Annotated in this window: 22 protein-coding genes and 1 tRNA gene; 12 read left to right on the top strand and 11 right to left on the bottom strand. The window is 71.6% G+C overall.

The window, feature by feature from the left end; genetic code table 11:
• Positions 1–82: 82 nt before the first annotated feature.
• The gene (locus DEJ51_RS06500; protein ID WP_150256726.1) at positions 83–466 is read right to left on the bottom strand and encodes a hypothetical protein; all 384 of its coding nucleotides are present in this window, start codon (positions 464–466) and stop codon (positions 83–85) included.
• A gap of 121 nt (positions 467–587) precedes the next feature.
• On the opposite strand from DEJ51_RS06500, the gene sigJ reads away from it, so the two are divergent.
• On the top strand, positions 588–1,535 hold the full coding sequence (gene sigJ, locus DEJ51_RS06495; RefSeq protein WP_150256725.1) for an RNA polymerase sigma factor SigJ: 948 nt from the start codon (positions 588–590) through the stop codon (positions 1,533–1,535).
• 124 nt (positions 1,536–1,659) lie between these two features.
• On the opposite strand, the gene DEJ51_RS06490 is transcribed toward sigJ, so the two are convergent.
• Positions 1,660–1,747, bottom strand: a tRNA-Leu gene (locus tag DEJ51_RS06490).
• Positions 1,748–1,912: 165 nt separating this feature from the next.
• Here DEJ51_RS06490 and DEJ51_RS06485 point away from each other — a divergent pair.
• The 3 genes from DEJ51_RS06485 (at position 1,913) to DEJ51_RS35715 (ending at position 4,578) form a co-directional block, all read left to right on the top strand.
• Complete coding sequence (locus DEJ51_RS06485; protein WP_150256724.1) at positions 1,913–3,238, top strand: M20/M25/M40 family metallo-hydrolase; 1,326 nt, start codon at positions 1,913–1,915, stop codon at positions 3,236–3,238.
• A 130-nt stretch (positions 3,239–3,368) separates the two neighbouring features.
• Complete coding sequence (chpH, locus tag DEJ51_RS06480) at positions 3,369–3,602, top strand: chaplin ChpH (RefSeq protein ID WP_150256723.1); 234 nt, start codon at positions 3,369–3,371, stop codon at positions 3,600–3,602.
• 160 nt (positions 3,603–3,762) lie between these two features.
• The gene (locus tag DEJ51_RS35715; protein WP_223835689.1) at positions 3,763–4,578 is read left to right on the top strand and encodes a chaplin; all 816 of its coding nucleotides are present in this window, start codon (positions 3,763–3,765) and stop codon (positions 4,576–4,578) included.
• Positions 4,579–4,617: 39 nt separating this feature from the next.
• Here DEJ51_RS35715 and DEJ51_RS06470 read toward each other — a convergent pair whose 3' ends face one another.
• Positions 4,618–4,806: a DUF5703 family protein gene (locus DEJ51_RS06470; protein ID WP_030009118.1), complete on the bottom strand. Its 189-nt coding sequence runs from the start codon at positions 4,804–4,806 to the stop codon at positions 4,618–4,620.
• A gap of 47 nt (positions 4,807–4,853) precedes the next feature.
• Between DEJ51_RS06470 and DEJ51_RS06465 the strand changes: the two genes are divergently transcribed.
• A complete protein-coding gene (locus DEJ51_RS06465; protein ID WP_150256721.1) occupies positions 4,854–5,504 on the top strand; it encodes a hypothetical protein in 651 nt (216 codons plus the stop codon).
• A gap of 85 nt (positions 5,505–5,589) precedes the next feature.
• Here the strand turns inward: DEJ51_RS06465 and DEJ51_RS06460 are convergent, their stop codons facing one another.
• Both DEJ51_RS06460 and DEJ51_RS06455 read right to left on the bottom strand, forming a co-directional pair.
• Entirely contained in the window at positions 5,590–7,980 is a 2,391-nt protein-coding gene (locus DEJ51_RS06460) for a helix-hairpin-helix domain-containing protein (protein WP_150256720.1), read from the bottom strand.
• Positions 7,977–8,960, bottom strand: coding sequence for an aldo/keto reductase (locus tag DEJ51_RS06455; protein ID WP_150256719.1), 984 nt, complete (start codon positions 8,958–8,960; stop codon positions 7,977–7,979). Before DEJ51_RS06455 ends, DEJ51_RS06460 begins: the two co-directional genes overlap by 4 nt.
• 100 nt (positions 8,961–9,060) lie before the next feature.
• On the opposite strand from DEJ51_RS06455, the gene DEJ51_RS06450 reads away from it, so the two are divergent.
• Positions 9,061–10,110: an LLM class F420-dependent oxidoreductase gene (locus DEJ51_RS06450; RefSeq protein ID WP_150256718.1), complete on the top strand. Its 1,050-nt coding sequence runs from the start codon at positions 9,061–9,063 to the stop codon at positions 10,108–10,110.
• Between the two features lie 273 nt (positions 10,111–10,383).
• On the top strand, positions 10,384–11,214 hold the full coding sequence (locus DEJ51_RS06445) for a ferritin-like domain-containing protein (protein ID WP_150256717.1): 831 nt from the start codon (positions 10,384–10,386) through the stop codon (positions 11,212–11,214).
• Here DEJ51_RS06445 and corA read toward each other — a convergent pair.
• A complete protein-coding gene (gene corA / locus DEJ51_RS06440; RefSeq protein ID WP_150256716.1) occupies positions 11,192–12,184 on the bottom strand; it encodes a magnesium/cobalt transporter CorA in 993 nt (330 codons plus the stop codon). The two genes, DEJ51_RS06445 and corA, sit on opposite strands and share 23 nt — an antisense overlap.
• A gap of 53 nt (positions 12,185–12,237) precedes the next feature.
• Between corA and DEJ51_RS06435 the strand changes: the two genes are divergently transcribed.
• The 4 genes from DEJ51_RS06435 to mshC all read left to right on the top strand — a co-directional run bounded on the left by DEJ51_RS06435 (position 12,238) and on the right by mshC (position 15,777).
• Positions 12,238–12,957: a histidine phosphatase family protein gene (locus tag DEJ51_RS06435; RefSeq protein WP_150256715.1), complete on the top strand. Its 720-nt coding sequence runs from the start codon at positions 12,238–12,240 to the stop codon at positions 12,955–12,957.
• Positions 12,958–13,034: 77 nt separating this feature from the next.
• The gene (locus tag DEJ51_RS06430; RefSeq protein ID WP_150256714.1) at positions 13,035–13,625 is read left to right on the top strand and encodes a DUF3090 domain-containing protein; all 591 of its coding nucleotides are present in this window, start codon (positions 13,035–13,037) and stop codon (positions 13,623–13,625) included.
• Positions 13,589–14,437 carry an SCO1664 family protein gene (locus DEJ51_RS06425; protein ID WP_411757287.1) on the top strand — a complete coding sequence of 283 codons (849 nt, stop codon included), beginning with the start codon at positions 13,589–13,591 and terminating at the stop codon, positions 14,435–14,437. The genes DEJ51_RS06430 and DEJ51_RS06425 overlap by 37 nt, the downstream gene beginning before the upstream one ends.
• 110 nt (positions 14,438–14,547) lie before the next feature.
• Entirely contained in the window at positions 14,548–15,777 is a 1,230-nt protein-coding gene (gene mshC / locus DEJ51_RS06420; RefSeq protein WP_150256712.1) for a cysteine--1-D-myo-inosityl 2-amino-2-deoxy-alpha-D-glucopyranoside ligase, read from the top strand.
• Positions 15,778–16,005: 228 nt separating this feature from the next.
• Here the strand turns inward: mshC and DEJ51_RS06415 are convergent, their stop codons facing one another.
• The 5 genes from DEJ51_RS06415 to DEJ51_RS06395 all read right to left on the bottom strand — a co-directional run bounded on the left by DEJ51_RS06415 (position 16,006) and on the right by DEJ51_RS06395 (position 22,246).
• Positions 16,006–16,998: a PAC2 family protein gene (locus DEJ51_RS06415; protein ID WP_150256711.1), complete on the bottom strand. Its 993-nt coding sequence runs from the start codon at positions 16,996–16,998 to the stop codon at positions 16,006–16,008.
• A gap of 127 nt (positions 16,999–17,125) precedes the next feature.
• Complete coding sequence (locus tag DEJ51_RS06410) at positions 17,126–18,733, bottom strand: glycerol-3-phosphate dehydrogenase/oxidase (protein WP_150256710.1); 1,608 nt, start codon at positions 18,731–18,733, stop codon at positions 17,126–17,128.
• Between the two features lie 41 nt (positions 18,734–18,774).
• Positions 18,775–20,301: a glycerol kinase GlpK gene (gene glpK / locus DEJ51_RS06405; protein ID WP_150256709.1), complete on the bottom strand. Its 1,527-nt coding sequence runs from the start codon at positions 20,299–20,301 to the stop codon at positions 18,775–18,777.
• 81 nt (positions 20,302–20,382) lie between these two features.
• On the bottom strand, positions 20,383–21,165 hold the full coding sequence (locus DEJ51_RS06400; RefSeq protein ID WP_150256708.1) for an MIP/aquaporin family protein: 783 nt from the start codon (positions 21,163–21,165) through the stop codon (positions 20,383–20,385).
• A gap of 313 nt (positions 21,166–21,478) precedes the next feature.
• Entirely contained in the window at positions 21,479–22,246 is a 768-nt protein-coding gene (locus DEJ51_RS06395) for an IclR family transcriptional regulator (protein ID WP_150256707.1), read from the bottom strand.
• Positions 22,247–22,523: 277 nt separating this feature from the next.
• On the opposite strand from DEJ51_RS06395, the gene metH reads away from it, so the two are divergent.
• A complete protein-coding gene (metH, locus tag DEJ51_RS06390) occupies positions 22,524–26,036 on the top strand; it encodes a methionine synthase (protein WP_150256706.1) in 3,513 nt (1,170 codons plus the stop codon).
• The last annotated feature ends 103 nt before the right edge of the window (positions 26,037–26,139 follow it).

Raw genomic sequence — 26,139 nt, 5'->3', positions numbered from 1 at the left:
CCCGCGACCGCCCACGAGGCCCCCCGCACCGGAATCCGTTCCGGGCGGGGGGCCTCGACCGTTCCGCCCCCGCCAGCGCCGATCAGGACCGCCGGGCGAGCGGTCCGCGGCTCAGCGCCAGCAGGCTCAGGGCGAACATCAGGACACCCAGGGGGACGTGGACCGACGGCACGCGCGCGATCCCCAGGACCACCTGCACCGAGGCGAGGACGAGGAACCCGGACGAGTACAGGATCGGCCGCGGCGACCCGCCGCCCGGCCGCCACGCGAGCACCGCGGCGATCACGTACAGCATCGTCGCCCCGTACATCACGCGCGCTCCGATGCCGTGCAGCAGCTCACCGTGGGCCGAGGACAGCAGCACCCCGGCGGTGGCCGCCTGGAAGAAGATGGCCAGGGTCTGCAAGCCGACGGTGACCTGCAGGAAGGTGAAGGTACGCGGCTTCTCCGTCGTCAGTGTGGCCATGGTGGCGGCCCCTCTTCTGCCTCACGGCGTAGATCGATATGGTCTCGGTAGTCCGACGACGTGGCCCCGCGAAATGTGAGGCGGGGCACCGGGAGGCGGGCCAGGGGGAGCAGTCGTGAGCATGAGTACGTCGTCCGATCCTCACCTGGACGTGATCGTCGGAGAGCGGGGACACCTCACCAACCTCGCCTACCGGCTGCTCGGTTCGCTGGCCGAGGCCGAGGACGCGGTACAGGAGACCTACGCGCGCTGGTACGCGATGCCCAGGCAGAAGCAGGAAGCCGTCGAGTCGCCCGGTGCCTGGCTGACCACGGTCGCCGGCCGCATCTGCCTGGACCTGCTCGGCTCGGCGCGGGCACGGCGCGAGCGCTACGTCGGCGAATGGGTCCCCGAGCCGCTGCCCGACCGCGCGGAGTGGATCAGCGGGCCGGCCGGCGGCGGGTCCGGACCGGTCGACCCCGCCGACCGGGTCACCCTCGACGAGTCGGTCAACATGGCCTTCCTCGTCGTGCTGGAGTCGATGACCCCGGCCGAACGCGTCGCGTTCGTCCTCCACGACGTCTTCCGCTACCCCTTCGCCGAGATAGCCCAGATCGTCGGCCGGACCCCGGCGGCCTGCCGGCAGCTGGCGACGTCGGCCCGCCGGCGGGTGGGCGCCGCGCAGGTTCCGACGGCCCCCACGGCCGGACAGGCCCCTCTGGTACGGAACTTCAAGGAGGCGTGGGAAGCCAGGGACATCAAGGCCCTCGTCGGTCTGCTGGCCCCCGACGCCACGATGACCGCCGACGGCGGCGGACTGGTCGGTGCGACCCTGCGTCCGGTCGAGGGCGCCGCGCGGATCGCCGATTACCTGATCCAGATCGCCGACAGGGCTCCCGGACTGAAGCTCCTGGAACGCTCGGTCAACGGCCGGCCCGGTCTGGTCGCCCAGCTCGCCGGGGTCACCGTGACCGTGGCCGCGTTCGGACTCGACGGCGACCGTGTCACCCGTATCTGGGCGGTCCGCAATCCGGAGAAGCTCCGCCCCTGGTTCGCGGAGGGGCAGGACGGAGAGGCCCGGCGGGGCTGACCGGGTGCGCCCGGAGTGGGGCCGGAACCGCCGGCCCCACCCGCGTCCCGCGCCACGGGACGACGAAAGAGCCGGTCAGAGCGACTCGCGTCGCTCTGACCGGCTCTTCCTGGTCGTGTGACCATGGTGTCCGAGGGGGGACTTGAACCCCCACGCCCGATAAAGGGCACTAGCACCTCAAGCTAGCGCGTCTGCCATTCCGCCACCCGGACAAGGTGTCTGTCTCGCGTCCCTCGCGGGCCGTTCCGACGTGGAAAACATTACCAAACATTCCGGGGTCCTCGATCACACCCCCCGACGGCCGGGGATCGCCCTTGGGGAGAACGGCCCGGAGCGGGAGGATGGAGCTTCGGTACTGATCAGTGGGAGGAAGCAGCGTGAGCGAGTCGAGCACGGGCAGGACCGTCTCCGGCGAGGACGAGGTGGTCGACCTCTGCCGGGACCTCATCCGGATCGACACCAGCAACTACGGAGACCACTCGGGTCCCGGTGAGCGCAAGGCGGCGGAATGGGTCGCCGAGAAGCTCGCCGAGGTCGGGCTGGAGCCGCAGATCTTCGAATCGCACAAGGGGCGCGCCTCGACCGTGGCGCGGATCGAGGGGGAGGACCCCTCACGGCCGGCGCTGCTGATCCACGGGCACACCGACGTGGTTCCGGCGAACGCCGCCGACTGGACGTACGACCCCTTCGCGGGCGAGATCGCCGACGGCTGCGTGTGGGGCCGGGGCGCCGTCGACATGAAGGACATGGACGCGATGACGCTGGCCGTCGTACGCGACCGGATGCGCAGCGGGCGCAAGCCCCCGCGGGACATCGTGCTGGCCTTCCTCGCCGACGAGGAGGCGGGCGGCATCTACGGGGCCCGGCACCTCGTCGACAAGCACCCGGGCCTGTTCGAGGGAGTCACCGAGGCGATCGGCGAGGTCGGCGGCTTCTCCTTCACGGTCAACGAGAACCTGCGGCTCTACCTCGTGGAGACCGCCCAGAAGGGCATGCACTGGATGCGGCTCACGGTGGACGGCACCGCGGGTCACGGCTCCATGACCAACAGCGACAACGCCATCACGGAGCTGTGCGAGGCCGTGGGCAGGCTCGGCCGCCACCAGTGGCCGGTCCGCGTGACCAAGACGGTGCGCAGTTTCCTCGACGAGCTCTCGGACGCGCTCGGGACCCCGCTGGACCCGGACGACATGGACGCGACGCTCGCCAAGCTCGGCGGCATCGCCAAGATGGTCGGCGCGACGCTGCGCAACTCGGCCGCCCCGACGATGCTCGGCGCCGGCTACAAGGTCAACGTCATCCCCGGGCAGGCGACGGCCCACGTCGACGGCCGTTTCCTGCCGGGCTACGAGGACGAGTTCTTCGCCGACCTGGACCGGATCCTCGGCCCGCGCGTGAAGCGCGAGGACGTGCACGGCGACAAGGCGCTGGAGACGGACTTCGACGGCAGGCTGGTGGACGCCATGCAGGGCGCCCTGAAGGCCGAGGACCCGATCGCGCGGGCGGTCCCGTACATGCTCTCGGGCGGTACGGACGCCAAGTCCTTCGACGACCTCGGCATCCGCTGCTTCGGCTTCGCGCCGCTGCAGCTGCCGCCGGAGCTGGACTTCGCCGGGATGTTCCACGGTGTGGACGAGCGGGTGCCGGTCGACGGACTGAAGTTCGGCGTGCGGGTGCTCGACCGGTTCATCGACAACGCCTGAGATTCGAGAAGGTGTGCGCATTCCACTGAGAAGAGTGAATGCACTCATACGCTCGTAGCCCCGGTGATCCCTCCTCGTTACAGGTGTTGCGGTCCGCGGCTGGGACCGCAATTGCCTACTAGGAGGAACAATGATCAAGAAGGTTGTCGCCGCAGTGGCTGCCACCGGTGGCCTGGTTCTCGCGGGTGCGGGTCTGGCCCACGCCGATGCGGGTGCGCAGGGTGCGGCCATCGGTTCGCCCGGTGTCCTGTCCGGCAACGTCGTGCAGGTTCCCGTCCACGTTCCCGTGAACGTCTGCGGCAACACGATCTCCGTCATCGGCCTGCTGAACCCGGCCTTCGGCAACACCTGCGTCAACGCCTGACGCGTCTGAAGTCTTCGGCCCCGGAGCGCATCCCAGCGCTCCGGGGCCACCGGGCTTTCCGGACCGGATTCTTCTCACTTCCGGCGTACCAGGCAGGGGAGCCGGGTGGGCCGGGCCGTCGGACGACGGCCGAAACGTACACACCAGGGGACGAGTACAGATGCGACGACCGGCACAGGTCACCAGGAAGACCCTGATCACCATGGCGGCCGCGGGGGGTGTCCTCGCGATGGGCGGGGGCTACGCACACGCGGACTCCGTGGCCTCGGGGCACACCGCGAACTCTCCGGGCCTGCTGTCCGGGAACAACCTGCAGGCGCCCGTGGACGCGCCGGTGAACGTCTGCGGGAACACGATCAACGTGGTGGGAGCCCTCAACCCGGCCTTCGGGAACCACTGCGCGAACGGATCCGGCCAGGCCAAGCCGAAGCCGCCGAAGCCGGAGCACCCGGGCGACGACGAGCCGTGCGACGACCACCCGGGCAACCCGGGCGGTCCGGGCAACCCCGGTGGTCCCGGTAACCCGGGCGGTCCGGGCAACCCGGGCGGTCCCGGTAACCCCGGTGGTCCGGGTAACCCGGGCGGTCCCGGTAACCCCGGTGGTCCCGGTAACCCGGGCGGTCCGGGCAACCCCGGTGGTCCCGGTAACCCTGGTGGTCCCGGTAACCCCGGCGGGCCGGGTAACCCGGGCAACCCCGGCGGGCCGGGTACGCCCGGTAACCCTGGTGGTCCGGGTACGCCCGGCAACCCCGGTGGCCCCGGTACCCCCGGAAACCCGGGTACGCCGAACACCCCCGGCAGCGGTTCCGTCACCCCCGGTACGAACCCCGGTCCGGGGACCGGCAACAACCCCGGCCAGGCCGGCGGTCTCGCCGCCACCGGGACCGGTGACGTCCTCACCGCCGGGCTGCCGCTCGCAGGCGGCCTGCTGCTCGCCGGCACCGTTCTCTACCGGCGGGCCCGCAACGCCGCCTGACGGGCGGTCACGGCGCGGGCCCCGCCTCCGGGGCCCGCGTCACCAGGTCGCGCGGACCTGACGGATGATCCGGCGGCGCAGTCGCACACGGCGACTGCCGTCCCGGTACAGGCTCAGCCGGTCGAGTTCCCAGTTCCCGTACTCGGCATGGTCGGTCAACAGGCGGGTCGCCTCCTTGCGAGGAACACCGCGGGGCACGTACACGTCGACAAATTCGTATTCCGGCATCGAATCTATTGTGCGGGCAGAGCCCTGCTACGGATAGCGTCTGCTCTATGTCTGATGCCGATCTGCCCACTGTTGCCGAGGTACGCGCCGCCGCCGAGGCGGTCAAGGCCGCGCTCGACCGTCACCTCGCCGCGGTCGAGCGCAGGGCCGGGGACGAGGATCCGGACGTCTACGCCGCGTTCAACGAACTCGCCGCCGCTGCCGAGGTGTACGACGAACTCCTCTACGACCGCTACGACGAGGTCACCCCCTTCGAGATCCCCACACCCGAGGACGGCGTCCCGTACACCGGCCCCGCCGAGCCCGCCGCCTTCAGCGTGCTCATCCGCCGCGACTACGCCGTGGTCGAACCGGCCCGGCTGATCGCCCAGGCCGAGCGGGTCGCCGCGCACGACCGCGACGCCGGTTTCGTGGGCGACGGCGGCAGCGCCGACGCGCTGGGCGTCCTCTTCGGGGAGTACGAGCCCGACGAGATCGCCTCCCGCTACAAGGACTTCGGACTGGAGGAAGGCGACTCCACGCTCTGGATCGCGGCCTCGGACGAGGTGTCGGAACCGGGGGAGTGGCTGGGCTCGCCCTTCGGGCACATCGATCCGCAGGACGTGCTGCACCGGTTCGACGTCAGCTCCGTCTTCGACGAGGAGGCCGACGACTTCGACGAGGACGAAGCCGCGGAACCGGGGCTGACCCCCGCCTGACCCCGTCGACCGGGGCCCGGCCGGGGCCCCGCACGTGCTGGACCCCGTGTCCCCCCGCCTGCCCGGGCGGGGGGACACGGCCGGTTCACCGCGGCTGCGCGCCCGCCGTCGCGAGCGCCGTCAGCAGGCCCGTCAGACGCGTCGTACGCGGCTTCGCCGGCACCTCGGCCACCGCGTGCGGCAGTGCCTGGTCGACCCCGTGCACCACGGACAGGTGCCGCTCGCCCCGCCCGAACGCCGTGTAGACCCAGTCCCGCGACAGCGCCTGCGCCGCGTCACCCGGCAGTACGACGACCACCGCCGGCCAGCGCGTGCCCACGGCCTGGTGCGCCGTCACCGCCCAGCCGTGCCGCACCCGGGACTCGACCAGCTCCTTCGGCACGACGATCCGCTCACCCGCCCGGTCCAGGTGCAGGCCCTCGGCGTCGGCCGACACCACCCGGGCCGCCAGCGCCCGCCCGGCGGACGGCACGTGGACAACCCGGTCACCGGGGTCGAAGCCGCCGAAGCGGCCCGGACCGGGATTCAGGCGCTCCTTCAGGGCGGCGTTCAGCGCCCGGGTGCCCGCCGGGCCGCCGTGGCCCGGGGTGATCACCTGCACGGTGTCCGCCGGGATCCCGAAGGCCCGCGGCACCGACTCGGCCACCAGCTGGACGGCCCGGTGCACCGCTTCCCCGGCGTCCTTCACCGGGACGATGACGACCTCCTTGCCGGGGGCGTCGACCTGGTTCAGCTCCCCGATGCCGATTCCGGAGACGAGCTCGCCGAGCGGGCCCGGGTCGGGGGTGCGGGAGACCAGCTGCGGGCAGGTACGGGCCGCCAGCACATCGGCGAAAACCCGCCCGGCCCCGGCGGACCCGAGCACACCGGGATCCCCGGAGAGCACCAGACGGGCCCCGTCCGGGACGCACTCCACCAGCGCGGCCGCGGTCTCCACGTCCAGCTGCGGCGCGTCCAGCACCACCAGCAGGTCCAGCGCGAACTGGCCGTCCGCGTCCCGCCCGGGCCCCTCGGCGCCGGACAGCAGCCCCGCCACGGTCACCGGGTCCGGGCCGCCGCCGGGGGCGTGCGCGGCCACGCACACCCGCAGGCCCAGCTCCCGGGCCGCGGTGGCCAGGGCGGCCGGTTCGGCGCGGGCGGCCTCGCCGCCGGTGTGGGTGACCAGGCCGTGGTCCGCGACCGCGCGGATCAGCTCGGCGGCGGAGGGGCTCGGCGCGGAACCGGCGGCCCGCTCCCACCGCGCCGCGTCGCCGAAGGGGCCGGCGGCCAGCCGGGCCAGTCCGTCGGCCAGGCTCTCCTCGGCCATGGCGGCACCTTCCAGGCCCACCAGCACACGTACGGGCTGCTCGGCGTCCTCGGTGTCCTCGCCGGCCGGCGGTCCCAGGGGCTCCTGGAAGACCAGCACCGAGCCCTCGCCGACGGCCTGTTCCAGCGCTTCGGCCGGAACGGGTACGCCGTACTGGGCCAGCGCCTTCTCCAGCACCGGGGCCTCCAGGGCCGTGTGCCCCTTCAGCCCGGCCTGGGCCAGCAGCCAGCCCACCAGGACGGCGGTGCGGCGCTCGTCCCCGGGGCCCGCCCCGGGGCCCAGCAGGGCCCGGGCGAAGCCGTCTGCCTGGGCCGGCCGCACGGCGGGCAGCGACAGCAGCCGCCAGGGGTTCTCGGTGAGCTGCCCGGCGGCGTCCTCGCCCAGGGCCGCCGCGGCGGGGGCGGCCAGGGCCTCGGGGGCGCCACCGCGGGCCAGTACGGCCCGTACGCCCTCGACGGCGTCGGCGGAGGGCGCGGCCGCGGCCGTCGGCGCCGGGGCGGCCGGGCGCGGTGCGGCGGGAGCGGGAGCCGGCCTGCGGGGAGCGGCCGGGGCCTCGTCGAAGTACACGGCGGAGGGCTTCGCACCGCTCTCCACGGCCCGTACGGCGGCCAGCAGGTCGGCGGCCTTCCCGCTGAGCTTCGCCCCGGCCTCGACGGGCGCCTCGCGCTCGGCCTTGCGCCGGGCGATCCGCTCCCGCTCGATCTTCTGGGCGGCCAACTCGGCCTGGGCCTCGGAGAGCGCGGGCGCCGCCTGGGCCTCGGCGGCCGGCTCGGCGGTGCCCTCGGGGCCGGCCCCGGCCTCCGCGTCGGCCCCGGATCCGGCTTCGGCCTCGGATCCGGCCGCGTCGTCGGTCGGCGCCGGGCCGGTCCCCAGGTCCGCCTCGGAGGCAGGCCCTGCGGGGCTTTCCCCCTCCCCGCCCCTTCCCGAAACCGGGGGCGCCGCCCCCGGGTCCCCGTCACCGGCTTCGCCGTGCGCGGCGACCGGCCCGGTCCCGTCCTCGGCCGCGGCCGGTTCGGCGGTCCCGGACCCGTCCGGCTCCGCCCCGTCGGTCGCGGTCCGGTCGTCGTCGGCCGCCGGGTCCGCTTCCGCTTCGGCGGCTGCGGACGGCTCGGCCTCCGGGGTGGCCGGGTCCTCCGCGGCAGCGGTATCGGCCTGAGGGTCCGTACTCACAGCGTGCTCCAGTCCTGATCGGGGTAGCGGTGCACCGGAGCCGAAACATCGTCCAGCGCCCGGCAGATCTCCTCCGGAAGACTAAGGGCCTCCACCGACAGCGCGGCTTCGAGCTGCGCGGACGTCCGCGCACCGACGATCGGCGCCACCACCCCCGGCCGGTCCCGGATCCATGCCAGGGCCACCTGGAGCGGGGTCACGGCCAGCCCCTGGGCCGCGGTCACCACCGCGTCCACGATCCGCCCGGCCGCCTCGTCGAGGTACGGGTCCACCAGGGCGGCCAGCGACTCCGAGGCGCCCCGGGAGTCGGCCGGGGTGCCGTCCCGGTACTTGCCCGTCAGCACGCCGCGCCCCAGCGGCGAGGAGGGCAGCAGGCCGATTTCGAGGTCCAGCGCGGCCGGCAGCACCTCGCGCTCCACCCCGCGCTGGAGCAGGGAGTACTCCATCTGCGTCGAGGCGATCCGGGTGCGCACCCCGGCTGCCGCGAGCTGCCAGGTCGCCGCCTTCGCCAGCTGCCAGCCGCAGAAGCCCGCGAGTCCCGCGTACCGGGCCCGGCCGCTGCTCACCGCCAGGTCCAGCGCCTGCAGGGTCTCCTCCAGCGGGGTCGCGGGGTCGAAGGCGTGCACCTGCCACAGGTCGACGTAGTCGGTGCCCAGCCGGTCCAGCGAGGCGTCGAGGGCGGCGAGCAGGTGCCCGCGCGAGCCGTCGAACCTCCGGTCGGGGTCCGGCACGCTGCCCGCCTTGGTCGCGATCACCAGGTCCCGGCGCGGCACGAGCCCGCCCACCAGCTGCCCCAGGAGGTACTCCGCCTCACCGCCTCCGTAGACGTCGGCGGTGTCGACGAGCGTGCCGCCCGCCTCCCAGAACGTCTTCACCTGCTCGGCGGCGGCTTCCTCGCCGGTGTCGCGGCCCCAGGTGAGGGTGCCGAGGCCGATCCGGGAGACGCGCAGTCCGGTGCGGCCGAGATGCCTCTGCTCCATGAGCGCTGAGACTACTGGGGCGCTGACGCGGAGGACCTTGGCGCGCTACAGTCCCCGCACACCAACGTTACTGATCGGTAAACCGGTAAGGGGACGACACATGCGGCTCGGCATCAATCTTGGTTACTGGGGTGCGGGCATGGACGCCGACAACCTCGCCGTCGCCCAGGAGGCCGACCGCCTCGGTTACGACGTCTGCTGGGCCGCCGAGGCCTACGGCTCCGACGCCCCGACCGTGCTCGCCTGGGTCGCCGCCCAGACCGAGCGCATCGACGTCGGCTCGGCGATCATGCAGATCCCGGCCCGCCAGCCCGCCATGACCGCCATGACGGCGGCCACCCTCGACTCCCTCACCAAGGGCCGCTTCCGGCTCGGCCTCGGCGTCTCCGGACCGCAGGTCTCCGAGGGCTGGTACGGCGTCAAGTTCGACAAGCCGCTGGCGCGCACCCGCGAGTACGTGGAGATAGTCCGCAAGGCCATGAGCCGCGAGCGGCTCTCGTACGACGGCGAGCACTGGACCCTGCCGCTGCCGGACGGCCCGGGCAAGCCGATCAAGCTGACCGTGCACCCCGAGCGCGAGCACATCCCGCTCTACATCGCCGCCATCGGGCCGAAGAACCTGGAGCAGACCGGCGAGATCGCCGACGGCGCCCTGCTGATCTTCCCGGCCGCCGAGCACCTGGAGGCCACCGCCCTCACCCACATCCGGGCGGGCCGCGAGAAGGCAGGGCTGACCATGGAGGGCTTCGACGTCTGTCCGACCGTGCCACTGGCCCTCGGCGAGGACGTGAACGCGCTCGCGGACATGTTCCGCCCGTACACCGCCCTGTACGTGGGCGGCATGGGCAGCCGGAAGCAGAACTTCTACAACCAGCTGGCCCAGCGCATGGGTTACGAGAAGGAAGCGGCCGAGATCCAGGACAAGTACCTGGCGGGCGACAAGACCGGCGCGGCTGCAGCCGTCCCGCACTCGCTGATCGACTCGACGACACTGCTCGGCCCGGTCGCGCGGATCGCCGACGGGATGCGGGCCTACGCGGAGGCCGGGGTCACCACCCTCACGCTCGCCCCGGCCGGCTTCACGCTGGACGAGCGGATCGCCGCCCTGCGTGCCGGTACCGAGGCCATGGAGCTGGCCGGTCTCGCCTGACCGGGCGGACCGGATCGCACGGCTCGAAGGGCTCGTGCGGAACGGGCGGCGGCCGGCTGATCCGGTGCCGGCGGACGTACGCCGGCACCGGTGAACGCTTCTGCGGCCGTGGTGGGGGCTCGGGGGGTCTTCCCCGCCACGGCCGACACAGCGAACAACGCCGCGGGCGCCCGCGGGGTTACGCGTGGCGGTCCAACCCCCGATTTCGTTCATTCGGACGAGTAGTGCGACCTATCGGTTGCCCGCCCCGTCCACCGGCGTTTGACTCGTTCCATGCTCTCTGCCCGCAGCCTGTTCCAGGAGATCGTCGACAACGACGACTCCTTCCAGCTGTTCTGCTCCATCGCCGCCAGCGGGGAGACCCAGGGCGGCTGGGAGAACGCCCGTATCGCGGCCCTGGTGCCGGACGGCATGCGCCACCTCGCGCCCAAGATCACCCGGCACGGCGCCGACGAGGACAAGCACGGCCGGATCTTCAACGCCCTGCTCCGCAAGCGCGGCCTGCCCGCCGTCCCGGTTCCCCCCGAGACCGACTACACGATGCTGCTGGAGCGGCGCGGCATCGGCCTCGCGCACGAGAAGCTCCGCCGCGAGCTGGCGCTGACCGAGGAGGACATCGTCGTCTACCTCGCGCACAGCCGCGTCACCGAACAGCGCGCCGCCGACCAGATGGACATGCTGGTCAGGTACTTCGGCGACCACCCCGAGGTGGGCAGGGCGATCCACATGATCAGCCACGACGAGGACAACCACCTCGCCTACTGCCACGAGGAACTGCTGCGCCTCGCCCGGGCCGGTCACGGCCGGACCATCCAGCGGGTGCTCCGCGAGAGCGCGCTCGCCGAGATCTCCGTCTACCGGGACGTGAGCCTCGCCGTCATGAGCCACATGGGACGGCTGCTGCACTGGCCCGCCCCGAAGGCGGCCGCCCTGGCCGCCGGCATCCGGGCGATGTACGCGTACGAGCGGTTCAGCGGCTGGCACCGGATGGTGAACCTGCGGCCGCCGGAGCGCCTGGACGCCCTCGGCGGCACCCCCGCCGACGCGGGCGCCTTCGCCCACACCCCGCGCGAGAGGGAACTCAGAGCCAGCCCCGGCGCTTGAACATCCGGTGCAGGCCCAGACACGCGCCCGCCATGACCACCAGCACCGCCGGATAGCCCCAGGTGTGCCGCAGCTCCGGCATGTGGTCGAAGTTCATCCCGTAGATCCCCGCCACCATGGTGGGGACGGCCGCCATCGCCGCCCACGCCGAGATCTTGCGCATGTCGTCGTTCTGCCGGAGGCCCATCTGCGCGAGGTGCGCGGCGAGCGCGTCCGACAGCAGCCGGTCCAGGCCCTCGATGTACTCGTTCGCCTTGGTCAGGTGGTCGGCGACGTCGCGGAAGAACGGCTGGGCGTGCTCGTGGACGAACGGCACCTCCCCGAAGGCGAGGCGGTCCATCGGCTGGAGCAGCGGGCTCGTCGCCCGCCGGAACTCCAGCACCTGCCGTTTGAACCCGTAGATCCGGGCGGCGGTGTTCTTGGTGTCCGAGGCGTTCGGGGCGAAGACCTCCGCCTCCAGCTCCTCCAGGTCCGCCTGGAGTTCGGCCGCCACCTCGATGTAGTGGTCGACCACCGCGTCCGACACCGCGTACAGCACCGCCGTCGGGCCGTGCCGCAGCACGTCCGGCTCCTGCTCCAGCCGGTGGCGTACGGCGGCCAGCGGGGCCCCCTCGCCGTGCCGGACCGTGACGACGAACGAGTCCCCTATGAAGACCATCAGCTCGCCCGCGGTCACCGTGTCCGTGTCCTCGTCGTAGAGCACCGGCTTGAGGACGACGAACAGCGAGTCGTCGTACACCTCCAGCTTCGGGCGCTGGTGCGCGGTCAGCGCGTCCTCCACCGCCAGCGGGTGCAGCCCGAACTCCTGGCTGACGTGATCGAACTCCTTCGCGGTCGGCTCGTGCATGCCGATCCACAGGAAGGCGTCACCGGTCGCCCGGGCCTCGTCGAGGGCGTCCGAAAAATCGTCCGGCCCCTCGGTACGGCGGCCGTCCCGGTAAATCGCGCAGTCCACAATCACGCGGGGCATTCTTCCCTGCCCGCGGCCCGCCCGCACACCGCGGCAGCGCATACGCTGGCCCCATGGCCACGCTGATCCTCGTACGACACGGGCGGTCCACCGCCAACACCGCTGGGCTGCTCGCCGGATGGACCCCCGGCGTGGGCCTCGACGAGCGCGGCGCCGAGCAGGCCGCCGCGCTGCCCGGCCGACTGGCCGGGGTGCCGCTCGCCGCCGCCGTCACCAGCCCCCTGCAGCGCTGCCGCGAGACCCTCGCACCCCTGCTCGCCGCCCGGCCGGAGCTGGAACTGCACACCGACGAGCGGATCGGCGAGTGCCACTACGGCGAGTGGTCGGGCCGCAAACTGTCCGAGCTCTCCGACGAACCGCTGATGAAGATCGTCCAGCAGCACCCGTCCGCCGCCGCCTTTCCCGGCGGCGAGTCCATGCGCGCCATGCAGGCCCGCGCCGTGGACGCCGTACGCGACTGGGACGCGCGGATCGAGAAGGAGCACGGCAGCGACGCGGTCTTCCTGATGTGCTCGCACGGCGACATCATCAAGTCCCTTGTCGCGGACGCCCTCGGCATGCACCTGGACCTCTTCCAGCGCATCCACGTCGACCCCTGCTCGGTGACCGCCGTCCGGTACACCGCCACCCGCCCCTTCGTGTTCCGGCTCGGCGACACCGGGGACTTCGGCTCGCTCGTCCGGCGCCCCGCCGCACCGGAGGCCGTCGCGTCGGACAAAGACGCGGAAGACGCCGGGAACGCCGTCGTGGGAGGCGGCGCGGGCGCGGCTTGATCGCCCGGCGCAGTAGGGTGGACGGGCCAACACAAGGGCGCAGACCTGCCCCTGCCGCCGAGACTTGGAGACTGGACGTGCCCCGTCAGGTGTTCCTCTACGACCCCCCGGACCGCTTCGTGGCCGGCACGGTCGGTCTGCCGGGACGCCGTACGTTCTTCCTGCAGGCCTCATCCGGCCCCCGCGTCACCAGCGTCTCCCTGGAGAAGACCCAGGTGGCGGCGCTGGCCGAGCGGATGGACGAGCTGCTGGACGAGGTCGTACGGCGGACCGGCGGCAACGCCCCGGTCCCGGCCGTCGCCCCCGCCGAGGCCGCCGACACCGCGCCGCTGGACGTCCCCGTCGACGAGGAGTTCCGCGTCGGCACCATGGCCCTGGCCTGGGACGGCGAGGAACAGCGCATGATCGTCGAGGCCCAGGCGCTGGTCGAGCTCGACGCCGACTCCGACGAGGACCTCGCCGAGGCCGAGGAGCGGCTGCTCCAGGACGAGGAGAACGGCCCGCCGATGCTGCGGGTCCGCCTCACCGGCGCCCAGGCCCGGGCCTTCGCCAAGCGGGCCCTGGACGTCGTCAACGCCGGCCGCCCGCCGTGCCCGCTGTGCAGCCTCCCGCTGGACCCGGAGGGGCACGTGTGCCCGCGCCAGAACGGCTACCGGCGCCAGGTGTGACGGACATGGGGGAGCTGGAGGAACTGCTCGCCAAGGGCGAGCTCACCGTCGTCGGCCGGATCCGTGAGGCGTCCAACGCGGTCCTGCTGTGCAGCGTCTCGTACGGGGGCATGAGCGCCGACTGCGTGTACAAGCCGGTCAAGGGGGAGCGGCCGTTGTGGGACTTCCCCGACGGGAACCTCGCCCGCCGGGAGGTCGCCGCCTACCTGATCTCCGAGGCCACCGGATGGGGCCTGGTCCCCGCCACCGTGCTGCGCGACGGACCGTACGGCGAGGGCATGGTCCAGCGGTGGATCGAGGCCGAGCAGCCGGACGGGGACTCCCCGCTGGGCGCCCTCCTCGGACTCGTCGACGGCGAGGAGGCGGGGGAGGGCTGGAAGGCCGTCGCCCTCGCCGAGGTCGGCGAAGGCCGCACCGCGCTGCTCGTGCACGCCGACGACCCCCGGCTGCGCCGGCTCGCCGTCCTCGACGCGGTGATCAACAACGGTGACCGCAAGGGCGGCCACCTGCTGCCCGCCCCCGACGGACGGCTCTACGGCATCGACCACGGAGTGACCTTCCACACCGAGGACAAACTGCGCACCCTCCTGTGGGGCTGGGCGGGCGAGCCGCTGACCGACGAGGCCCGCGAGGTGCTGGCCGCACTGGCGCACGGGCTGGCCGAGGGAGCCCCGCTCGCCACCCGGCTGGCCGAACTGATCACACCGGTCGAGCTGGCCGCCGTACGGGACCGGGTGGAGCACCTGCTGCGCACCGGAACCCATCCGGAGCCGTCCGGGCAGTGGCCGTCGATCCCCTGGCCACCGGTCTGAACCAGCCATCAGCCGTACGCACAGAATCGGCCAGACCGCAAGAGTGCCGATCAAGACAACAGTGCAGGTCCAGTTCGTTTCCGGAACATCCGTCCGGTTAGGCTCGACACATGCATGCCTGGCCCGCTTCTGAGGTCCCCGCCCTTCCTGGCAAGGGCCGCGACCTCCAGATCCACGACACCGCGACCCAGGGGACGATCACCCTCGCCCCCGGTCCCGTCGCCCGTATCTACGTCTGCGGCATCACTCCGTACGACGCGACCCACATCGGTCACGCGGCGACCTACAACGCGTTCGACCTCGTACAGCGCGTGTGGCTCGACACCAAGCGGCAGGTCATCTACGTCCAGAACGTCACGGACGTCGACGATCCACTGCTGGAGCGGGCACTGCGCGACAACCAGGACTGGACCGAGCTGGCGGAGCGCGAGACGGCACTCTTCCGCGAGGACATGACCGCCCTGCGGATGCTGCCCCCGCAGCACTACATCGGCGCCGTCGAGGCCATACCCGGCATCGTGCCGCTCGTCGAGCGGCTGCGGGACGCCGGTGCCGCGTACGAGCTCGACGGCGACACCTACTTCTCGGTCGAAGCGGACCCGCACTTCGGCGGCGTCTCGAACCTCGACGCCGAGGCGATGCGACTGCTCTCGGCGGAGCGGGGCGGCGACCCCGAGCGCCCGGGGAAGAAGAACCCGCTGGACCCGATGCTGTGGATGGCCGCACGTCCGGGCGAGCCGAGCTGGGACGGCGGCTCGCTGGGCCGCGGCCGGCCGGGCTGGCACATCGAGTGCGTGGCGATCGCCCTCGACCACCTGGGCATGGGCTTCGACATCCAGGGCGGCGGCTCCGACCTGGCGTTCCCGCACCACGAGATGGGCGCCTCGCACGCGCAGGCCCTGACGGGCGAGTTCCCGATGGCCAAGGCGTACGTGCACGCGGGCATGGTCGCGCTGCACGGCGAGAAGATGTCGAAGTCGAAGGGCAACCTCGTCTTCGTGTCGGCGCTGCGCAGGGCCGGGGTGGACCCGGCGGCCATCCGCCTCGCACTGCTGTCGCACCACTACCGGGCCGACTGGGAGTGGACGGACGAGGTCCTCGCCGAGGCCGTGGCCCGGCTGGAGCGCTGGCGTGCGGCCGTGTCCCGGCCGGACGGCATCCCCGCCGACGCCCTGGTCGAGGAGGTCCGCGAGGCCCTGGCCAACGACCTGGACGCCCCCGCGGCGCTGGCGGCCGTGGACCGCTGGGTGGAGCTCCAGAACGCCACTGACGGCGACGACGAGTCCGCCCCCGGCCTGGTCTCCCGGACCGTGGACGCCCTCCTGGGCGTGGCCCTGTAACGCCGTCTGCGGGCCGTCTTCCGGGGGCTCCGCCCCCGGACCCCCGCGCCTCGAACTCCCCCAGCTACCGCTGGGAGGTGCCCCCTGGCGGGGCTGGATTTTCCAGCCCCGCCGGCGTTTTACGTGGAAGCCCTGTACACGGCGGACGGGCCGGCCGAAAGGCAGCCCCGCCGGCGTTCGAGGCGCGGGGTGTGGGGCGGAGCCCCACGAGGCCCCGGCCCCGCCCCGCTACGCGCCCGGGGTGTCCTCGCCCGGTTCCTCCGGCGGAGCCTCCGGGGGCGGTGGGGACACCGGCGGCTGCGGCTTCGGGGGACGGGGGAGGCCCCCGGTCGTGTCCCGCAGGTAGGAGCCGTCGCCCGGATCCGCCGCCGGGCCCGCCGCCGGGTCACGCCGGCGCAGGTACCGCTCGAACTCGCGGGCGATCGCGTCGCCCGAAGCCTCCGGCAGATCGGCCGTGTCCCGCGCCTCCTCCAGCGTCTGGACGTACTCCGCCACCTCGCTGTCCTCGGCGGCCAGTTGGTCCACCCCGAGCTGCCACGCCCGCGCGTCCTCCGGCAGCTCGCCCAGCGGGATCCGGATGTCGATCAGATCCTCCAGCCGGTTCAGCAGGGCCAGGGTCGCCTTCGGGTTCGGCGGCTGGGAGACGTAGTGCGGCACCGCCGCCCACAGGGACACCGCCGGGACACCCGCGTGCGTACACGCCTCCTGCAGGATGCCCACGATGCCCGTCGGGCCCTCGTACTTGGTCTCCTCCAGGTCCATCGTCCGCGCCAGGTCCGCGTCCGAGGTGACCCCGCTCACCGGCACCGGCCGGGTGTGCGGCGTGTCCCCGAGGAGGGCACCCAGGATGACCACCATCTCCACGCCCAGCTCGTGCGCGAAGCCGAGGATCTCGTTGCAGAACGACCGCCACCGCATGGACGGTTCGATCCCGCGCACCAGCACCAGGTCCCGCGGCTTGGCCCCGCCGATCCGGACCACCGACAGCCGCGTCGTCGGCCACGTGATCTTCCGTACCCCGTTGTCCAGCCACACCGTGGGCCTGTTGACCTGGAAGTCGTAGTAGTCCTCGGCGTCCAGAGCCGCGAAGACCTCGCCCTTCCACTCCCGGTCCAGGTGTGCGACCGCACCGGAGGCCGCGTCACCCGCGTCGTTCCAGCCCTCGAACGCGGCCACCATGACCGGGTCGATCAGCTCGGGCACGCCCTCAAGCTCGATCACCCAGGTCTCCTTCCGAAGTTCCCTTGTGTACGTGGGTCAGCCTAAGCCTTGACCAGGCACCGGCCACAGCCCACGACAGAGGGGCGGTTCCCCTCGGAACCGCCCCTCTTCCCCACCTGCGTGAGACCTATGCCTTACGGCCCAGCATCTCCTCGACACGCGCCCGGACGGACGCGTCGTCCAGACCGCGGATCGTCACCGTCGTACGGCGGCGCAGCACGTCGTCGACCGTCTCGGCCCACTCGTTGTCACGGGCGTAGGCGACCTGCGCCCAGATCTCCGGACCGTCCGGGTGGATCCGCTCGGCCAGCGCCGGGTCCTCGTTCGCGAGGCGCGCGATGTCGAAGGCCAGCGAGCCGTAGTGGGACGCCAGGTGGCGGGCCGTCAGCGGGTCCATCCGCGTCCCCGGCTCCCGGTCCACCAGCAGCCGGTGCGCGACCGCGTTCGGGTTGGCGACACCGGGCAGCGCGATCCGGCGCACCAGCGACTTCACCGGCTCCATGTCCTCGGTCAGCGGGCTGCCCGGGAGCTTCGCCAGCTTGTCCATGACCACACGGCCGATGTGGCGGTACGTCGTCCACTTGCCGCCGGCCACCGACAGCATGCCGCCGGCGCCCTCGGAGACGACCGTCTCGCGCTTGGCCTTCTCGACACCGCCGGGGCCGCCGGGCAGCACCCGCAGGCCCGCGAAGGCGTACGTCATCAGCGAGCGGTCCAGGTCGGCGTCCTTCACCGAGAAGGCCGCCTCGTCCAGGATCTGCGCGATGTCGGACTCGGTGGCACGCACGTCCGCCGGGTCGCCCTCGTACACCTCGTCGGTGGTGCCGAGCAGCAGCTGGTCCTCCCACGGGAGGGCGAAGGTGATGCGGTACTTGTCGATCGGGGTGGCCATGGCGGCCTTCCACGGCGACTTGCGCTTCATGACGATGTGCGCGCCCTTGGAAAGGCGGATCGACGGCATGGAGTGCTTGTCTTCCATGCGCCGCAGGTGGTCCACCCACGGGCCGGTGGCGTTGAGCACGACGCGCGCGTCGACCCCGAACTCGGTGCCGTCGAGACGGTCCTTGAGCTCGGCACCGGTGACCCGGCCGCCCGTCTTGCGCAGTCCGGTGACCTCGGCGTGGTTGAGGACGACCGCGCCCGACTCGACGGCCGCGCGGACCGTCATGACGGCGACGCGGGAGTCGTTCATCTGGTGGTCGTAGTAGACCGCGACGGCCTTGAGGTTGTCCGTCTTCAGACCCGGGTTGTCGGCGACGGCACGGGCCGGGGATATGACCTTGCCCATGCCGTCGCCGAAGGCCGAGAGGGCGGAGTAGGCGAAGACGCCCGCGCCCAGCTTGGCCGCACCCACCGGACCGCCCTTGTAGACCGGCAGGTAGAAGGTGAGCGGGTTGACCAGGTGCGGGGCCACGTCCTTGGCCAGCACCCGCCGCTCGTGGTGGTTCTCCGCCACCAGCTTGACCGCGCCGGTCTGCAGGTAGCGCAGGCCGCCGTGGACGAGCTTGGAGGAGGCCGAGGAGGTGGCGCCGGCGAAGTCGCCGGCGTCCACCATGGCAACCCGCAGGCCCGACTGCGCGGCGTGCCACGCCACGGAGGTACCCAGGATTCCACCACCGATGACCAGCAGGTCGTACGTGGCCTTCGACAGCTGCTCACGGGTCTGGGCGCGGCTGACGTTGGCACCGGCGGTCGGGTGCGTGCCCAGTGCGGGAACGCTCTGCAGGCTGCTCATATCTCTCTTAGCTCCTCGTCGATTGACTCAGCTGAGTGCGGTCAGCTGGCGTCTTCGTCGTCGACCCAGCCCATGGAACGCTCCACGGCCTTGAGCCAGCTCTTGTACTCGCGGTCCCGCTGCTCGGCGGGCATCCGCGGGGTCCACTCGGCCGCGCGGCGCCAGTTGGCGCGCAGGGCGTCGGTGTCGGGCCAGAAGCCGACGGCCAGGCCGGCGGCGTAGGCGGCGCCGAGGCAGGTGGTCTCGGCGACCATCGGGCGCACCACGGGGGCGTCCAGGAAGTCCGAGAGCGTCTGCATCAGCAGGTTGTTGGAGGTCATGCCGCCGTCGACCTTGAGGGCGGCGAGCTCGACGCCCGAGTCCTTGGTCATGGCGTCGGTGATCTCGCGGGTCTGCCAGGCGGTGGCCTCCAGGACGGCACGGGCGATGTGCGCCTTGGTGACGTACCGGGTGAGGCCGGCGATCACACCGCGGGCGTCGGAGCGCCAGTACGGGGCGAACAGGCCGGAGAAGGCCGGCACGAAGTAGGCGCCGCCGTTGTCCTCGACCGAGGAGGCCAGCGTCTCGATCTCGGCCGCGGACTTGATCAGGCCCATCTGGTCGCGCATCCACTGGACGAGCGAGCCGGTGACGGCGATGGAGCCCTCCAGGGCGTAGACCGGCTTCTGGTCGCCGATCTGGTAGCCGACCGTGGTCAGCAGGCCGCTGTAGGAGTTGATGATCTTGTCGCCGGTGTTCATCAGCATGAACGTTCCGGTGCCGTAGGTGGACTTCGCCTCGCCCTCGGCGAAACAGGTCTGGCCGAAGAGGGCGGCCTGCTGGTCGCCGAGCGCCGAGGCGACCGGGACACCGGCGAGGACGCCGTCCTTGACGTGGCCGTAGACCTCGGCGGAGGACTTGATCTCGGGGAGCACGTTGAGCGGGACGCCCATCGACTCCGCGATCTTCTCGTCCCAGGCGAGGGTGTGGAGGTTCATCAGCATGGTGCGCGAGGCGTTGGTGACGTCGGTGACGTGCGTACCGCCCTGGGCGCCGCCCGTGAGGTTCCAGATGACCCACGAGTCCATGGTGCCGAAGAGGATGTCGCCGGCCTCGGCGCGCTCGCGCAGGCCCTCGACGTTGTCGAGCAGCCAGCGGACCTTCGGGCCGGCGAAGTAGCTCGCCAGCGGCAGGCCGGTCTCGCGGCGGAAGCGGTCCTGGCCGACGTTGCGGCCGAGCTCCTTGCACAGGGCGTCGGTGCGGGTGTCCTGCCAGACCAGCGCGTTGTGCACCGGCTCGCCGGTGTGGCGGTCCCACAGCAGGGTGGTCTCGCGCTGGTTGGTGATGCCGATCGCCTTGACGTCCGAGGCGGTGATCTCCGCCTTGGCGATCGCGCCCGCCACGACCTCCTGGACGTTGGTCCAGATCTCGGTGGCGTCGTGCTCGACCCAGCCCGGCTTCGGGAAGATCTGCTCGTGCTCCTTCTGGTCGACGGCGACGATGCGGCCGTCGCGGTCGAAGACGATGCAGCGGGAGGAGGTGGTGCCCTGGTCGATCGCGGCGATGAAGGGGCCGGTGCTGGTGGTCATGTTGGCTGCTCCTGGCAGGTCGGGTGAGTAGGCGGAATCAGGAGGGCGGTGCGGATCTTACGATCTTGCCGGTACTGCTGATCAGGCGAACGCGATGTTGTACAGACCACCGGCGAGCACGGCGCCGACGAGCGGGCCGACCACCGGGATCCAGGAGTAACCCCAGTCGGAGCCGCCCTTGTTGGGCAGCGGCAGCAGGGCGTGCACGATACGCGGACCGAGGTCGCGCACCGGGTTGATGGCGTAGCCGGTCGGGCCACCGAGCGAGAGACCGATGCCGACGACCACGAACGAGGTGATCAGGACGCCGATGACACCGAGGCCCTTGCCGCCGTCCTGGAGGCCCTGGGTGAGGATCGCCAGGACCAGGACCGCGGTACCGATGATCTCGGTCGCCAGGTTCTGCACGACGTTACGGATCTCGGGGCCGGTGGAGAAGATGCCGAGCACCGGACCGGCCACGTCGTGCGGGTGCGGGTCCTCGGGACCGAGCTTGGCGTCGCGGATGTGCTCCGGGTCGGCGAGGTGCACGCGGAACTGACCGTAGTAGGTGATCCACATCAGGACCGCTCCGAGCATCGCGCCCAGCAGCTGGCCGGCGAAGTAGACCGGGGTGTCGCCCCACTCGCCGGTCTTGACGGCGAGACCGACGGTGACCGCCGGGTTGAGGTGCGCACCGGACAGCGGCGCGGAGACGTAGGCGGCGATCAGTACGGCGAAACCCCAGCCGAACGTGATGGCGAGCCAGCCCGCGTTGCGGGCCTTGGAGCTCTTGAGCGTCACTGCGGCGCAGACGCCACCGCCGAGCAGTGTGAGCAGGGCGGTACCGATGGTCTCGCCGATGAAGATGTCGGAGCTGGACACCCGCGACTCCTTTGTACGTCCAGGGGTGGGCGGACACCGGGTCCCTCCGGTGGTTCCGCGCACTCGGTGAGTGCTGCACCGGTCCGTGGCCTTGTCGCATCCTAGCGCGTATTGCCGGTAGGTGTTCGACAATGCCGACCGATGAACGGCAGTTTTCCGCCCAAGTGAAGAACGCGTCAAGGGTCGGCCAGGCCAAAGTGTCGGATCGTTACCGCTCGGTGCGATCAACCAAAACCAGCCATCTCAAGGCCAGGATGTGGCGAAAAACAGGCATAAAGAGGCCAGGGTGTGGCCAGGACCTGTTAAAGGAAGCTCAGAACCGGCCTGCGCCGAGATCGCGTGAAACCGCACGCGCACAGTCCCGCACCGACGCCACCAGGGCCGCACGGGGCTCTCCGGACTCGCCGCAGACCCGCTCCACCGCGCCCGCGACCGCCACCGCGCCGACCGGCATCCGCCGCCGGTCGTGGATCGGCGCCGCCACCGAGGCGATGCCCTCCCAGGTCTCCTCGACGTCGCAGGCCCAGCCGCGGGCCCGGGTCAGCCCCAGGATCTCCTCGAAGCCGGCGCCGTCCGTGACCGTACGGGGGGTGAAGGCCTCGCGCTCCACGTCGTGCGCCTGGGTGTGCGCCACCGGGTCGTAGGCGGAGAGCACCTTGCCCAGCGCGGTCGAGTGCAGCGGCTGCATGGCCCCGACCTCCAGCACCTGACGGCTGTCGTCGGGCCGGAACACGTGGTGCATGATCAGCACCCCGCTCTGGTGCAGCACGCCCACGTACACGCTCTCGCCGCTGGCCCGGGCCAGGTCGTCCGTCCACACCAGGGCGCGGGCGCGCAGCTCGTGCACGTCGAGATAGCTGTTGCCCAGACGCAGCAGCTCCGCGCCCAGCTGGTACCGGCCGGAGGCCGGGTCCTGCTCCACGAAGCCCTCGGCCTGCAGGGTGCGCAGGATGCCGTGGGCCGTGCCCTTGGCCAGGCCCAGCGAGGACGCCACGTCCGAGAGACCCAGCCGGCGCTCGCCGCCCGCCAGGAGTCGCAGCATCGCAGCGGCTCGTTCGAGCGACTGGATGTTCCGTGCCATCGCGCAGCCTCCTGCAGACCTTCGGTATTACTGACCATCTTGACGCGGTTCGACAATGCTGAACAGTATCGGTCGATGCCGACCTTGCGCACCGTCGGACAGCTGTTCGCCGTACCACTGCGGGGGACACCCCCGGGAAAGTCCCCGCCACAGAATGCAGTCCGCCACGTGGGACACCCACACCGGGGCGGCTGCCTCGCGGTTACTCTGGCCGCGTGCACCCTTGACACAGAGGGGGTGCAAAGCCGACAGCCGTCGCATCCCAGGGAGCACAACCATGGCTTCGTTGCCCACCTTGCCCGCTGACACCCAGACCCGGGCCGATGCCCTCCGGGAGGCGCTCGCGACCCGCGTGGTCGTCGCCGACGGAGCCATGGGAACGATGCTCCAGGCGCAGGACCCCACCATGGAGGACTTCCAGCAGCTCGAAGGCTGCAACGAGGTCCTCAACATCACCCGCCCCGACATCGTGCGCTCCGTCCACGAGGCGTACTTCTCGGTGGGCGTGGACTGCGTCGAGACCAACACCTTCGGCACGAACTACGCGGCCCTCGCCGAGTACGACATCGCCGAACGCAACTTCGAGCTCTCCGAGGCCGGTGCGCGCATCGCCCGCCAGGTCGCCGACGAGTTCACAGCCTCCACCGGACAGCAGCGCTGGGTCCTCGGCTCCATGGGCCCCGGCACCAAGCTCCCCACCCTCGGCCACATCAGCTACGCGCAGATCCGCGACGCCTACCAGACCAACGCCGAGGGCCTGCTCTCCGGCGGCGCCGACGCGCTGCTCGTCGAGACCACCCAGGACCTCCTGCAGACGAAGTCCTCGATCATCGGCGCCCGCCGCGCGATGGAAGCCCTCGGCGTCACCGTCCCGCTGATCTGCTCCGTCACCGTCGAGACCACCGGCACCATGCTCCTCGGCTCGGAGATCGGCGCGGCCCTGACCGCGCTGGAGCCGCTGGGCATCGACATGATCGGCCTGAACTGCGCCACCGGCCCCGCCGAGATGAGCGAGCACCTGCGCTACCTCGCGCGCAACGCCCGCATCCCGCTCTCCTGCATGCCCAACGCCGGGCTGCCCGTCCTGACCAAGCAGGGCGCGCACTACCCGCTCACCGCCCCCGAGCTGGCCGACGCCCAGGAGACCTTCGTCCGCGAGTACGGGCTCTCCCTGGTCGGCGGCTGCTGCGGCACGACCCCCGAACACCTGCGCCAGGTCGTCGAGCGGGTCCGCGGTACCGCGATCACCGAGCGCACCCCCCAGCCCGAGCCCGGCGCCGCCTCCCTCTACCAGACCGTTCCCTTCCGCCAGGACACCTCGTACATGGCGATCGGCGAGCGCACCAACGCCAACGGCTCCAAGAAGTTCCGCGAGGCCATGCTGGAGGCACGCTGGGACGACTGCGTGGAGATGGCACGTGACCAGATCCGCGAGGGCGCGCACATGCTCGACCTCTGCGTCGACTACGTGGGCCGCGACGGCGTCGCCGACATGGAGGAGCTCGCCGGCCGCTTCGCGACCGCCTCCACCCTGCCCATCGTCCTGGACTCCACCGAGGTCCCCGTCATCCAGGCCGGCCTGGAGAAGCTCGGCGGCCGCGCCGTCATCAACTCCGTGAACTACGAGGACGGCGACGGCCCCGAGTCCCGCTTCGCCAAGGTCACCCGACTGGCCCAGGAGCACGGCGCCGCGCTCATCGCGCTCACCATCGACGAGGAGGGCCAGGCCCGCACCGTCGAACACAAGGTCGCCATCGCCGAACGGCTCATCGCCGACCTGACGGCCAACTGGGGGATCCGCGAGTCGGACATCCTCATCGACACCCTGACCTTCACGATCTGCACCGGCCAGGAGGAGTCCCGGGGGGACGGCATCGCCACCATCGAGGCGATCCGCGAGCTCAAGCGGCTCCACCCGGACGTCCAGACCACCCTCGGCCTGTCCAACATCTCCTTCGGCCTCAACCCGGCCGCCCGCGTCCTGCTGAACTCGGTCTTCCTCGACGAGTGCGTGAAGGCCGGCCTGGACTCCGCCATCGTCCACGCCTCCAAGATCCTGCCGATCGCCCGCTTCGACGAGGAGCAGGTGAACACCGCCCTCGATCTGATCTACGACCGCCGCGAGGGCGACTACGACCCGCTGCAGAAGCTGATGGCCCTCTTCGAGGGAGTCAACACCAAGTCCCTCAAGGCCGGCCGCGCCGAGGAGCTCCTCGCCCTGCCGCTGGACGAGCGACTGCAGCGCCGCATCATCGACGGCGAGAAGAACGGCCTGGAGGCCGACCTCGACGAGGCCCTGCAGACCCGCCCCGCCCTCGACATCGTCAACGACACCCTCCTGGAGGGGATGAAGGTCGTCGGCGAGCTCTTCGGCTCCGGGCAGATGCAGCTCCCCTTCGTCCTCCAGTCCGCCGAGGTCATGAAGACGGCCGTGGCCTACCTCGAACCGCACATGGAGAAGACCGACGACGAGGGCAAGGGCACGATCGTCCTCGCCACCGTCCGCGGCGACGTCCACGACATCGGCAAGAACCTCGTCGACATCATCCTCACCAACAACGGCTACAACGTCGTCAACATCGGCATCAAGCAGCCCGTCTCCGCGATCCTCGAAGCCGCACAGGAACACAAGGCCGACGTCATCGGCATGTCCGGCCTGCTCGTGAAGTCGACCGTGATCATGAAGGAGAACCTGGAGGAGCTGAACCAGCGCAAGCTGGCCGCCGACTACCCGGTGATCCTCGGCGGCGCCGCCCTCACCCGCGCCTACGTCGAGCAGGACCTCCACGAGATCTACGAGGGCGAGGTCCGCTACGCCCGCGACGCCTTCGAGGGCCTGCGCCTGATGGACGCCCTCATCGCCGTCAAGCGCGGCGTCCCCGGCGCCTCCCTGCCCGAGCTCAAGCAGCGCCGCGTCGCCAAGCGCGACACGCCGGTGCTCCAGGTGGAGGAGCCGGAGGAGTCCGGCGGCCGCTCGGACGTGGCCGTCGACAACCCCGTCCCCACCCCGCCGTTCTGGGGCACCCGCGTGGTCAAGGGGATCCCGCTCAAGGACTACGCCTCCTGGCTCGACGAGGGCGCCCTGTTCAAGGGCCAGTGGGGCCTCAAGCAGGCCCGCGCGGGCGGAGCCACGTACGAGGAGCTCGTCGAGAGCGAGGGCCGACCGCGCCTGCGCGGCCTGCTGGACAAGCTGCACACGGAGAACCTGCTGGAGGCGGCCGTCGTCTACGGCTACTTCCCCTGCGTCTCCAAGGGCGAGGACCTGATCATCCTGGACGAGCAGGGCAACGAGCGGACCCGCTTCACCTTCCCGCGCCAGCGCCGAGGCCGGCGCCTGTGCCTCGCGGACTTCTTCCGTCCCGAGGAGTCCGGCGAGACCGACGTCGTCGGCCTCCAGGTGGTCACCGTCGGCTCGAAGATCGGCGAGGCCACGGCCAAGCTGTTCGAGTCCGACTCCTACCGCGAGTACCTGGAGCTGCACGGCCTCTCGGTCCAGCTCGCCGAGGCCATGGCCGAGTACTGGCACGCCCGCGTCCGCGCCGAGCTCGGTTTCGGCGGCGAGGACCCGGCCCAGGTCGAGGACATGTTCGACCTCAAGTACCGCGGTGCCCGCTTCTCGCTCGGTTACGGCGCCTGCCCCGACCTGGAGGACCGCGCGAAGATCGCGGACCTCCTCCAGCCGGAGCGGATCGGGGTCCACCTGTCGGAGGAGTTCCAGCTCCACCCGGAGCAGTCCACCGACGCGATCGTGATTCACCACCCCGAAGCGAAGTATTTCAACGCACGCTGAGCTCCACCGACGTACACTTGTCGGTCCCATACAGGCCGGTCGCCTGTTCCCCGGGGTGGTATGCCCCGCGGAAGAGGTGACCGGCCTTCTCGTCCCTTCTGAG

This window comes from Streptomyces venezuelae (assembly GCF_008642275.1).
Taxonomy (GTDB): Bacteria; Actinomycetota; Actinomycetes; order Streptomycetales; family Streptomycetaceae; genus Streptomyces; species Streptomyces venezuelae_E.
This window is presented reverse-complemented; position numbering and strand designations above follow the sequence as displayed.